This is a genomic window from Paenibacillus anseongensis, assembly GCF_009757995.1.
GTDB lineage: Bacteria > Bacillota > Bacilli > Paenibacillales > NBRC-103111 > Paenibacillus_E > Paenibacillus_E chondroitinus.
In genome coordinates, this window is sequence record NZ_WSEM01000039.1 from 266,255 (window position 1) to 278,602 (window position 12,348).

At 43.3% G+C, this 12,348-nt stretch carries 13 protein-coding genes; 4 read left to right on the forward strand and 9 right to left on the reverse strand.

What is annotated here, in order from left to right; translation table 11 throughout:
• Nucleotides 1-76 precede the first annotated feature (76 nt).
• From GON05_RS36435 to GON05_RS36475, 9 genes are all read right to left on the reverse strand, one after another.
• Nucleotides 77-1,396 (reverse strand): ABC transporter substrate-binding protein, encoded by a 1,320-nt coding sequence (locus GON05_RS36435; RefSeq protein WP_127454312.1) that lies wholly within the window; start codon nt 1,394-1,396, stop codon nt 77-79.
• Nucleotides 1,397-1,519: 123 nt separating this feature from the next.
• A complete protein-coding gene (locus tag GON05_RS36440) occupies nt 1,520-2,368 on the reverse strand; it encodes a carbohydrate ABC transporter permease (RefSeq protein WP_157326371.1) in 849 nt (282 codons plus the stop codon).
• A complete protein-coding gene (locus tag GON05_RS36445) occupies nt 2,365-3,306 on the reverse strand; it encodes a carbohydrate ABC transporter permease (RefSeq protein WP_157326372.1) in 942 nt (313 codons plus the stop codon). The genes GON05_RS36440 and GON05_RS36445 overlap by 4 nt, the downstream gene beginning before the upstream one ends.
• A 128-nt stretch (nt 3,307-3,434) precedes the next feature.
• Entirely contained in the window at nt 3,435-4,373 is a 939-nt protein-coding gene (locus tag GON05_RS36450; RefSeq protein WP_157326373.1) for a YbjN domain-containing protein, read from the reverse strand.
• Nucleotides 4,374-4,415: 42 nt separating this feature from the next.
• Nucleotides 4,416-7,616 carry a hypothetical protein gene (locus tag GON05_RS36455; RefSeq protein WP_157326374.1) on the reverse strand — a complete coding sequence of 1,067 codons (3,201 nt, stop codon included), beginning with the start codon at nt 7,614-7,616 and terminating at the stop codon, nt 4,416-4,418.
• A gap of 241 nt (nt 7,617-7,857) precedes the next feature.
• Nucleotides 7,858-8,562: a metal-dependent hydrolase gene (locus GON05_RS36460; RefSeq protein WP_157326375.1), complete on the reverse strand. Its 705-nt coding sequence runs from the start codon at nt 8,560-8,562 to the stop codon at nt 7,858-7,860.
• Between the two features lie 130 nt (nt 8,563-8,692).
• Nucleotides 8,693-9,007, reverse strand: coding sequence for a DMT family transporter (locus GON05_RS36465; RefSeq protein WP_157326376.1), 315 nt, complete (start codon nt 9,005-9,007; stop codon nt 8,693-8,695).
• The gene (locus tag GON05_RS36470) at nt 9,007-9,348 is read right to left on the reverse strand and encodes a DMT family transporter (RefSeq protein ID WP_157326377.1); all 342 of its coding nucleotides are present in this window, start codon (nt 9,346-9,348) and stop codon (nt 9,007-9,009) included. Before GON05_RS36470 ends, GON05_RS36465 begins: the two co-directional genes overlap by 1 nt.
• 25 nt (nt 9,349-9,373) lie before the next feature.
• A complete protein-coding gene (locus GON05_RS36475) occupies nt 9,374-9,952 on the reverse strand; it encodes a TetR/AcrR family transcriptional regulator (RefSeq protein WP_157326378.1) in 579 nt (192 codons plus the stop codon).
• A gap of 183 nt (nt 9,953-10,135) precedes the next feature.
• Here GON05_RS36475 and GON05_RS36480 point away from each other — a divergent pair, with 183 nt between their 5' ends.
• The 4 genes from GON05_RS36480 (at nt 10,136) to GON05_RS36495 (ending at nt 12,233) form a co-directional block, all read left to right on the forward strand.
• Nucleotides 10,136-10,483 (forward strand): winged helix-turn-helix transcriptional regulator, encoded by a 348-nt coding sequence (locus tag GON05_RS36480; RefSeq protein WP_157326379.1) that lies wholly within the window; start codon nt 10,136-10,138, stop codon nt 10,481-10,483.
• A gap of 50 nt (nt 10,484-10,533) precedes the next feature.
• Entirely contained in the window at nt 10,534-11,082 is a 549-nt protein-coding gene (locus tag GON05_RS36485) for a DUF3231 family protein (protein WP_157326380.1), read from the forward strand.
• Between the two features lie 317 nt (nt 11,083-11,399).
• A complete protein-coding gene (locus GON05_RS36490; protein ID WP_157326381.1) occupies nt 11,400-11,927 on the forward strand; it encodes a C40 family peptidase in 528 nt (175 codons plus the stop codon).
• A 126-nt stretch (nt 11,928-12,053) separates the two neighbouring features.
• Nucleotides 12,054-12,233 (forward strand): H-type small acid-soluble spore protein, encoded by a 180-nt coding sequence (locus GON05_RS36495; RefSeq protein WP_157326382.1) that lies wholly within the window; start codon nt 12,054-12,056, stop codon nt 12,231-12,233.
• The last annotated feature ends 115 nt before the right edge of the window (nt 12,234-12,348 follow it).

Genomic DNA, 12,348 nt, shown 5'->3' on the forward strand with positions numbered 1-12,348 from the left:
CAAAGCACCCCTTAATTATAACATCAGAATAACCTAATTAGGGTTTCTATGTTAACTAAGGGGTGCTTACAACTACTTATTTTTCATATTCAGCCGATTTTTTCTTCAGCTCGTCAAATCCTTGCTCAATCTTCATTTTTCCAAACATAATCGATTCAGTGATCGTTTTGTAATCCTTCGTATCGAAATTGTTCCAGCCTTTTGCACCCGGATTAAATTGTTGAGCTCCTTGTGTAGCCATGTTGATCATATCGATTGTCAATTTATCGGCGCTACTGAATTTCGGTTGTAATTGGGCGAGAATTTTACTTGAAACAGGCACACCGCGTGTTGTTCCCGAAATTTCTCCTGCTTCCGGATTGTTAATAAACCAGTCAATGAACTTTTTGGCTTCTTCTTTATGCTGAGAATCTTGGCTAACGCTGAAGAAGAACGTTGCCTTCAACCAACTTCCGCCCTGCTTGTCCTTCGGCATCGCATAGACACCGATACTGCCAGGTTTCAAGCTATCCCAGGAAGAAGCTTGTGCCGCATGCGCTGCTTTGAAGATAATTTTGCCAGTAAGCATCAAGTCTTGCTTTGGATCCAAATCAACGTCGCTAACCGATACATCAGCTGGTGGAATAATACCCGCATTGCGGAAATCTTCGGCCATCTTCATCCATTCCAACCATGTGTCCTTATCAAAATTAAACTTTCCATCCGGTGTAACGGGGTAACCTTTTCCTTTACTTAATTGATAGGACGTATACATATCACGATTTCTCGCAAAATCCCCAATGACGTAATGATCCTTGTCCAACTTGGACTTAATGTCTTTCGCTAGGCTGAAAAATGCATCCCAGGTAATCCCTTCTGCCGGAAGCTTGATTCCGAGTTTATCCAGTGACCCTTTGTCGTAAATGAGACCCCAAGCATTCCCGCCAAGCGGAACTGCCGTTTGCTTATCTTTGTATTTCCCAGCTTCAACCAGTTTAGGATCTACATCCTTTTCATTGATACTGCTGATATCCGCCAACTGGCCTCTCGCGTTCCAATCTGCCAGCCACGCTGCGTCCATCTGAATAATATCCGGAGCATTCTTCGCTGCGGCTTGGGTAGTCAGTTTATCGATATAACCGTCAAACCCTGAGTACTCCGGTTCGAACGTGACATTTGGATTATTTTTCGTATAAAGCTCCAACATTTTTAGTGTCGCATCATGACGTGGCTGAGATCCCCACCACATAATGCGCAGCTTAACAGGTTTATTGCTTGTTGTAGCATTCGTTGTACTGCCTGGGCTCTTGCTCTCGGCTGCTTTAGGCGATGATTCTGCCGCACCGCATCCTACTAACGATAATCCGATTGCTGTTGTTAACATGGCGATTGTTAGTCTTTTTCTCATTGTAGCCATTCGTCATAACCCCTTCGTAATATAGTAGTTTGAATTTTCTATCTTTACTAACTATAGCTCTATCAAATCATCATGCCTATGATAGTACCCAACGATTTGTTTCAAAATTCTCCTAAGATTCGCTCAACCTTTAATCCCTGTTGTGGCGATTCCTTCGACGAAATATTTCTGCGCAAATGTAAAAATGATCACCGACGGGATGATGGAAACAAGCCCCATCGCCAATAGTTGTCCCCACTGCTGAGCGGACTGCGAATCATTGAGCATTCTTAAGGCCAGTCCTACGGTATACTTATCGACCGAATTGATGTAGAGCAGATGACCAAAAAAGTCGTCCCAATTCCATAAAAAACAATAGATAATAACTGTTAGAAGAGCGGGTTTCGTGAGTGGCATCACGATGCGCCAATAGATGCCGAACCAGCTGCATCCATCCATTTTCGCTGATTCATCCAGTTCTCTAGGAATCCCCCGAATGAATTGGACAAGCAAGAAGACGAAGAAGGTTCCTCCTGCTCCCCCAGCCAAAGAGTGAGGTACAATGAATGGTAAATAGGTATTGACCCAGCCGAGATGATGAAACAGCGAATATTGTGGAATGATCGTTACTTGGCCTGGCAGCATCAAGGTAAGCATTAAGATTGCAAACCAGAAATTTCGCAGCCGAAACTGCAATCTAGCAAACCCAAAAGCAACCAAGCTGCAAGAAATGACCGTCGTAAACAGAAGTCCAATGATGAGTTCAAAGTTGTTGATGTAAAAATCAGTAAACGAATGGCCGGGAATGGCGTTCCAACCTTTCGAGAAATTGCTCCATAATGGATGTGCCGGGAACAGTCCGGGCATGCTCAGCTCTTGATTGGACTTTAAGGAAGCTCCGACCCACCACAGGACTGGATATATCATGGCTACGCTCAAGCATATTAGAATGACGTGAGTAAATATATGTCTACGTTGTAAAGAGGTACTCATTTCTGTTCCTCCTTTTCAGATTCATAGAAAACCCAATACTTGGACGAAAGAAAGATGACGGAAGTCGAAAGTGCAATAATGATCAACATAATCCAAGCAAGGCTGGAGGCGTATCCCATTTGCAGTTGACTGAAAGCGCGCTCATATAAATATAAAGCGTACACATACGTAGAATTCATTGGTCCACCCTGTGTGATGATCATTGCCGGCGTGAACATTTGAAAGGCACCAATGATTCCCATAATAATATTGAAATAGATAGTTGGGGAAAGCATCGGTAAAGTGATGTTAAAAAACTGTCTAACCTTCCCTGCTCCATCCGCAGAGGAAGCTTCATACAGGTCTTGTGGGATTTGTTTCAATCCTGCCAGAAAGATAACCATTGCTGAGCCGAATTGCCAAACGACGAGCAGAACCAATGTGCTCAAAGCGGTGTCTGGATTGTTGATCCAGCCTATGCCTTGGATACCGAATAAACCAAGAACTTCGTTGATATACCCGTCTCTGCCAAAAATATTTTTCCATAATAGCGATACGGCAATGCTTCCTCCAATTAATGAAGGGAAGTAAATCATCGTTCGATAGGCCGATATCCCTCTAAGGCTCTTGGCAAGGAGCATAGCAATGAATAATGCAGCAATCAGTCTTAAAGGAACGGAACCAAGCACATAGAGGAAAGTTACTTTGACAGATTGATAGAATCTAGTGTCTACCGTGAATATTTTCTCGTAATTCCTGACCCCTACCCAATTCGCCTCTTCAAGTAACGAAAAATCGGTAAATGAATAATAAAGGGATTGAATCATCGGATAAAGCGTTAACAATAAGAATCCAATTAACCAAGGCGAGATAAACAAATGCCCGGTAATAAAGGAATCCCATCGTTTTACTTTTGTAGACCGACGTTTGGTTGTTGAGGTTACAATTGTTGTTTCCATCTAGCTCACCTCGTTGTGTTTTTAGTTTATTATAGAAACAAACGATAGGCATTACTATAATAGTAAACTCCAATTTCTTTCAATTTACTCAGAAAAAAAAGCCCGCTATTTAGCGGACTTTGTTGAAACTATACGTTCTGAATGCTGTCATCAATCACATGATAGTAATGATCCATAATCACGACATTGGTAGTAAAAAGCTGGTTGAAAAGCTCCATCGTCAATCGGTCGTTCTCTACATCGATGCTTGTTCGATACCGCAGCTCCCCATCTGTTGCATCCATCTCGAAGTTACCGATCACCAAGTCATAATTCTCTTCGAAAAGGAATTTCGCCACTTCCGTCCGCTGCTCTTCGGGGACTAACGCTGGGTAAATGGAAAATACAATACAAATTTGCTTCTCTTCATCTGTACGAACCAACACGATCCATTCGCCATTCTCTCCTGAGAATGATAAACGGGCAATGGTTTCATCCACCCATTCAAATGGTAATTCCATCCGTTTCAGATAGTCGTCCACGACCTCATTTAAAGTAGATTTAACGATGGTGGACGCTCCCTTTGAAACCGCAGGCTCGGCCCATTGGGTACGGTAGCCAACTCTCAAAGTACCCCCATCTAGTCCATCCGGCAAACTCATTTGCTGCTTCACTTCAGTGATCAGCCAGCTTTCGCTTTGGCGCAGAGGTCGCGATTCTTCCGAGTCCTCAACGAAGGATTGCAGCACATTTTCGATCTCTGAACCTTTGCGAAGTGCAGTTTTCATAAGGCTTTGTTTTAACATCACTTGAAGCTCGACAGGTTGATGCTCATCGAATTTTACTTCTAAATCTCGATTGCTTCCTTGTGCGAACAGCCCCATCCATTCGCCGGCTAACAATTGCTGATATACGCCCCATTCCACTTCAAGATAAAGCACACAATGCGACTTCTCCTCAGATTCAGTAAGGGTTATTCGCTTCGCATTAGCCTTCAATGCGTCACCAACGAGGGTCAGAAATACGATTTCGATGTCAAAATCCAAACTTGACTTCGCTTCGTCGCCATTAGCTCTCAGATCAACCATCTACATACCTCCTTTAAATCATGTTGTTTCTACACATCTATTTTATGGCGTGACCACGGGTACTTGAGTAGGTGTACTAGCTGTACTCGGCGATGGAGTTTGAACCGGTGCTGTTTGAGTACTCGACGTACTTCCTGTACTCGTTGTACTTCCCGTACTTGTCGCTCCTGTCGCTCCCGTTGCACCGGTCGTTCCTGCCGTGGCCGTGCTTGTAGATGGCGTCGGCGCCGGTCGGTCTTGGCCACCGCCCTCAAAACCGATAAACTCATACTTCATGGTTTTATCATTCCGGAATTCTAATTGCCCTAGTCGCTTGGACTTCTCTACAGCAACCTTAACAATTTCTGCGTCAACTTCCAGCGATTTTACTTGAGAAGCTGAAATTGCGATTACCCAAGGTGAGGTTGGTACGCTTCTTCCATCATATTCCCTTTGGAAACCAATTTCCAGTTTAAGCGCATTGGATAATCCAATTTTATCAACCGTTTCAATATCGGATGCCTCTGAATCTTGGCCAGGCAGCCAGGATCGCATGGTATCGTTAACCGTTTCATCGCCTTGGATTTTACTTGCAAAGCTTGCTCCAATATCATCGAAGTAATTTCCCGTATATAACGCATCGGTTCCAGCATCAACTAAAGATCCAGTCACTTGTTTTGCTTTATCTGTCTTGGAAGCCATCCCCTTCTTGAACAGTGCAGTAAGGTTTTTACCTCCGCCAATCGCAGCAGTGACAATTTTGGATGCATACTTGGTGAAATCTCCACCCTCTTCTCCGAATTGCGAAGGGATACTTGCCGATAGCTGCAGATTCAATTCTTTGAGCTTGGTTTCGTCCCCGTTTAAGAAAGTTGCAGAACCTTCAAGACCAAACGCAACCTTGTCTTTACCGAACTCGATTTCTATTTCAGTTCCCGCTTCTACGGTTGTATTGACTTCGCCTTTGCCAATGCCTTTACCGGACTTCTCAGCCGTTAAACGCTCTGCCGCAGACATCACATTACCAGCTGCATCCTTGCCCTTCGCTTCAATAATCTCTTTGTTATATTTACTGAGGCGTTTGAAAGCCAGCTCAGCAGAAAATGATGCGACACCTACATTAGCTTCCATTGCTAATTTCGTAAGGAAACCAACATTAACCTCGGCTTCGTCATCACCCATATGCATTTCCTCGATCATCATGGCCCACTTCTCAGCCTCAATCAAGCTTGACTCGCCGGATTTACCGCCTTTGCCCCAGAAGTATGCCTGTGCGCTTTCCGGCATCTGTCTGTATAACCCATAGGAAAGTAAATTCATGACAGTAGCTGTATCTTTACCTTTCCCTTCAAGGAAAAGCCCAAAACGTGCGTTTGCATCAAAACCAAAGGTCGTAAATCCTGCTCCAAAAGTTAGTTGGGAATTCACACTTAATTCATCCGCTTCACGCTCCGCCTCCCCAGCGAAACCGAAAAGGAAGTAGGCATTACCGCCGCCTGCTGCGGAGGCAACTGGAATTTTCAGCTCTAATTCTAATGAACTTGAATCCCCTGGATTAGGTGTTGAAATATCGATTAGATGGCCGACTTTCGTTAAACCGGAAGATAAATCACTTGCTTCTACGGACCTGACAATCGTTTTGGCAAGTTTCTTCGTTTTTTCATCATTTTGAACAGCTTCTTTAATTTGCGTGGTTTTAGCTGCATCCGGTAATGTCGCTGCAGTAGTGCCTTCCGCTTTTGTTCCTTTTGTGAGCTTCCTAGCTTCAAGTACAGCTTTATCTTTGTTCAGCTTCAGTAATTTAGCAGCGTGTTCTTCTGCCGCCTTGACGCTTGCGGCACGAATCTTATCCGCCTGTGCTGCAGGTAATCTAGCCACTTCATATGCTGAGCTTTTTGCTACTTTTGTCATTTCTTCAATGGTAAGGGCTTTAGGAATGACCCTTTCCAGAATGAGATTAGCTTCATCCCTCATCACATCGTCTACTAGGACTTTGGATTCCTTGTAGGCAACAGCCTTCGTAGCCGTTTTCAGATATTCTTTTTGCATGGGCCCCGGAGTCGAAGTGCTTGTTGAGGACTGGGTTGCGCCAGTCGGTGTCCCACTTGTCGGAGTAGTTCCTGTAGGGGCAGAGTTAGTTGGGGTTGAAGTACTTGATGGATTATCAATCTCGTTATTGATCTGTGCGTTAACTTTGGTTCGCGCTGCTTTTTTAAGATCTTCACGATACGCATTCAACTCCGCCGATCTTCTGAACGCCCTTCGGCCTACACCTAATTTGGATAAAACCGCTGATTTCATAGGAGCGAAAAGGATGTTTAGATAAATTTCTTCCATATCTTTAATGTCTCTAGTCGTCCCGTCAATAGTTTCTTGCCTCACAACGTCCAAGTCGACCAGTTGACTTTCAAGTCCAATTCGCTTGGTTAACTCATCCGTTCCTGCCCTTCCAACACTGATGGAATCAAAACCAGAGGTACCTCCAGCTGCAGTTGGGGGAGCGAACTTCAAGGCAATGGCTCTTTTAGATGCCGTAACCGAATTAGTGAATAAGGTTTTGGAATATGTATCCAGCCTTTTCTTTGCATCCCCTGCTGCTTTTGTTTTCTGTTTTTCGTATGTGGCATTGTTTAGATTTGGCGTAATCAGATAGGCTTTGTTCGCTTCATCCTTCATGGCTGTTTTTTTGCTAACGGCAAACTCGCTATCCGCTACTTCAATAGCATATTCTTTAAGTTTGGTTATCATAATACCATCTGCTTTTGCTTGTGCGAACTTATAGGCATCTTCTCTCTGTTCTGCTGTACCCGTTGACCCCATGCTTGCTCGAATTTCTGATTTCACTTTTTCTTTCACATTTTTTCGAATCGGATCCGCTTGGGAATCTGAAGTCAGGTATGTATCGATCGTTCGCTTCAGTTTCTCGCTTATTTCCGTATAAGAACTATCAACAAGTGTCGTAACTTTCGCGTCACGCGCAGTTACTAGATCAGCATTTCGCTGCTGCTGCTCTTGAGAAATGGCAGGAGCTGGGGTTGCACTCGCTCCTCCCGCTCTTTGAATAACGGGATGCGTATTCCCCATCCTTTGAACCATACCCTGAACCGCCCTGTTCCCCAGCGTTCTCTGCATTTGCATAATACTTGCAGGTGTCATTTGACGAGTATCCAATGTGCTTGGAACTTCCGTCTCGGACCTGACCGGTTGAGCATGAGCAGATGTTTGGCTGCTAGTTGTCCGACTTGCGGATGTATGTTCACTCACAACTAAGCCCCCCCTTTAGCTACAATAAATCCATACCATTCTCTATTATTTGAAAAAATACGCTCATGTTGTCGAATAATAGTTCGATTATACCATGACCACCACTACAAATTGTGAAATATTTTATCAATAAAAAAACAAAAAAACCGCGGAGCATATAACCCTCGCGGTTTTTCGAAATGCTTGAAGTCTCAGTTATACTTTCGACAAAATCATCAATATATCCTACCTTAGACCCATCTTAGCGACTCGCTATCTCAATCTCATCGCCAGGGGCCATGACCTTGCCTTTCAACCCTCGTGCTTCAAGCTGTTTCACGAAATTCTCCGCGTCTTGCTTGATACCTGGGAATGTACTGTGGTGAATCGGCACGGTCAGTTTCGCGTTGTACCATTCCGCGGCTTGAAGGGCATCTTCCGGTCCCATGGTGTAGAAGTCTCCAATCGGCAAGAAAACAACGTCGATCGGATGGCGCTCGCCAATCATTTTCATATCGCTGAATAAGGAGGTGTCTCCCGCGTGCAAGATCGTTAAGCCTTCTGCGAACACAAGGAACCCGGCAGGCATGCCCGCGTACAGAATTTGTTTCGTTTCTTCAATAACGATGCCTGAGCTATGGAACGCTTGAACCATTTTCGCCTTAGCGAAGCCCAAATCGCATGTGCCTCCCATGTTCATGCCGACGGTATTTTTTACACCCTGCCAAGACATATAGGACGCAAGCTCGACAATAGAAACAACCGGTGCGTCGTTATTAGCGCTCGCAATAGGTGCTGCGTCGAGAATATGGTCCATATGAGCATGCGTTAGCAGCACGGCATCCACCTTAATGTCCTCTGGCTTAATTTTGGCCGTAGGATTACCACTTAAGAATGGATCGATAATGAGAGATTTATCCCCCGTTTGAATTTGAATACAGGCATGACCATGATAATTGATTTTCATTGAAGATGTACTCCTTTACCTCTTACTTTTTTATGTCTATTATTACATAGGATTTCTTTTTAGGAAACGGTTCTTCACGAACGATAGCGTCTTATTCATGCAATTTTTTTGTAAATCGATGTCTATGTGGTTATGCAATTAATTTCAAACCAACGGCCGCAGCCAATACCATCGCAATGAACATCAAACGTTTCCAATCCCTCGACTCACCATAAAAAAGCATACCGACGATGGCTCCGCCCACTGTACCGATCCCTGTCCAGACGGCATAAGAAGTGCCCATCGGCAAACTTTTCATTGCCAAGCTCAAAAGCGAGAAACTCATAACAATACCAACGATGAAAAGACTAAACGAGCGAATATTTTTCGACTTATTAATCTGGTTCATGCCCACAACGCCTACAACTTCGAAAATACCGGCAAACATCAGAAAAATCCAACCCATTAGACGGCAGCTCCTTTCTTATCATTCTCCTTTGTGACAAATTTCAGTCCGAATACACCGGATAAAAGCAGGAGAATGAGAAATACTTTGAGAAACCTGAACGGTTCTCCAAAGACCAGCATTTCTACCAAAACTGTGCCTGCAGTCCCCATTCCCGTAAAGACCGCATAGACGGTACCCACCGGCAGTTTCGTAGATGCGCTAATAACCAAATGAAACGAGATATACATCGCAATGATTGTGCCTATCCACATCATCGTTGTATGCGAATGTTTTAAACCTGTGACCCATAAAACTTCAAAAAAGGCCCCTATAAAAATATAAATCCAATTGCGATTCATGGTGTGTGAACCTCCTCTTGTTGTTTTACTTCTTGATGCCGCGCCAATAGACAAACCAAGAAGCTTCTATTCTTTTCATCGATCTTTCAACTCCGCCAAACAGCAATTCTACGAACATGCCATCCAGCACCGCTAAAAAAGCAACGGTCGCCGCGCTACTGCTGACTTCTTTGCTTATGGTTCCATTTGCAATGGCTTGCTCAAATAGCGGGATTAACATCGTGTCCAAGGTATCTAAATAGTGATAACCCTTCTTGACAATGACCTCATAGAGATGAGTCGGCGGGAAAAAGGCTACACGCAAGAAAAACTTCGTATTATCATCCTTTTCATAGCAATCCTGATATTGAATAAGGAAACCGTAAAGCAGCTGGTCAATGGCAAGATCTTTGTGGCTTTCTAGATAATCAAGAACAAACGCCAATTCCCGGCCCAACACATCGTCAAGTAGTGCAAGGAAAAGTTCATCCTTCCCTTTGAAGTGTGTATATATCGATTGTTTCTTGATCCCTACATCCGTTGCAATATCCGCGAGTGAGGCACCTTCGTATCCATTACTGGCAAAATGCTTAAGGGCAATCTCTTTAATTCGATCAGCAGTCATATTACCTCTCCCTTCCGAACGTTCGTCAGGATATTGTATCACGTACTCACACCTATGGCAACTCATAACGCTGCAGCACAAAAAAAGCAACCTTATTCGGCCGCCTTGTTCTGGTTTTTAATTTAGAATCATCTATTAACATATACGGCAAATGAAATTCGCGTTATAAAAGGAGGACATCAATTGCCTGATGGTTCTAGTGTCGAAGCTGCTTTTGAAATTCTGGTCGGCAAATGGAAACCCGTTATTCTCTTACACCTTTTTAAGCATGAAACGATGAGATTTAGTGAACTTCATAAAGCAATCCCGGATATAACGAAAAAAATGCTGGCCGCGCAATTAAGAGAGTTAGCATTTCATGATATCGTGCACCGTGAAATCATTCTTCAAATCCCTCCAAAAGTGGAATACTCCTTAACCAAATATGGCAAAAAAATGATACCTCTTTTACAAGCAATAAACGATTGGGGAATGTCTCATGCAGCGCATATGAACGAGTTATATGGAATAGAAAAAAGCAAATCCGAATAATTTTTGTACGATTAAACAAACTAACAAATAAAACAAAGGATGATATTAGATTGACAAACATACTTGAAACAGTACTTGATGTGATGAAAACACTCGTTGATAACGAACCAAAACCACCTTTACATATAGGCGAAGCCATGACTTGTTGGACGTACTTAACCATGCTCGAAGAAGAAATAGCAAGCGTACAAATTGGACTCAATACGACAACTGATATCGAATTGTTAGACGCCCTTCATGGATCTATGGAGATAGCAACCGCGCAATCAAATTTAATTAGGGATTTTATGCTGCGAGAAGGCGTAAGTCTCCCTCCGGTATCCGAAAAAAAGCCCCAGTCCGACCCACAGACCATCCCAATGGGTGTCAAATTAACGGATGATGAGATTGCCAATGCGCTTTCCATTAAAGTTGTCGCCAATTACATGATGTGTGCAACCGGTGCCGTTCAATCCGTGCGCAATGATGTAGGGTTCATGTTTGCCGGTTTTCAGGCGGAGAAGTTGAAGTATGGAGCTTCATTAAAAACCTTAATGCGGAAACGCGGCTGGATTAAGATTCCACCGTACTATGTTCCGAATGGCTTGCCTACGCAATGATCAAATCAATCATAAAGAGCAATTTAAACTAGCACTTAGTTTAAACTGCTCTTTTTTTTATGAACAATTAAACCAATTCTGAATAGAAAAATCATTGTTTTGCATGGCAAAACTGTTGATTTAACAGGGTTTCATAATGATTTAGCTAGTCAAGAATAATTTTTTTAGAAGATTCTCATGGTTTTCTAATAAAGCAGGCTTGACCCTTGCCAGCCCACGGTTTTCCCCTCTCCTAGCAAATTATAGGAGACTTCCAGTCTGCTATACTAGGCTCAGCTAAGAAATTAGCGCTCACAACAAGGAGGAGGACAATAACTATGAAATTACATCATAAATGGAGCAAGCGATTGGCTATTATGACAATTGGAGCGACCGTTGCTATCTCAGGAGGGGTAATTAGTAGTCCACAGCCTACTCAAGCTGCTACGGATAATGGTACTGCCACTATTGACGCTACAATTACAAGTACGTCGAAAGCGGATAGAATTATTGCATTAGGTAAAAGATATCTGGGCACACCTTATAAGTTCGGTGCAGCAGTTGGGCAAACGAAAAACTTTGACTGCTCGACACTGACGAAATACATTTTCGGTAAATACGGCATCACATTGCCTCGAACGGCTGCTCAGCAATCCAAAGTTGGTAGTTTCGTTTCAAAAAGCAATTGGAAGAAAGGCGACCTGCTATTCTTCTCTGTTCCTGGCAGATCAGGAGTCGGTCATGTAGGCGTTTACCTTGGGAATAACAAGATGCTTAATACTTACGGTGCTGGCGGCGTGAAAATCACTACGATTAATTCCTATTGGAATTCTCACTACATGACAGCGCGACGTGTGATTAAATAGTCCATTGAATGAGGAGCTAAGCCACTTGTTGTGCTTAGCTCCTTTTTTATATGCTCTCAAATAATTAAGCGCTAGAGAGGAAACAATATGTTTCGTGTTTATACTACCTGAAGGAGATTAATTGACATGAACAAACTACGTGCCTCACAAATCGCTGCTTCTCCGGTTATGGCTAACGTTTCATGCAACGGTGTTCCTATCTATATTCAAAATGTCGATGAAGCGAATGAAACGGCAAGAATTTATCCGTTAGATCAACCTGATCAAGAACAAGAAGTACCTCTCCACAGTTTGATCGAAAATTAAAATTTACCGAAACACATCCATGAGGCTGCCTCTGTAGTTATAGCTACTAGGGGACAGCTTCTTTTTTATATCCCCTCTGAGAGGTTCCGAGGTATGGACTGCTCAACGGTTCGTA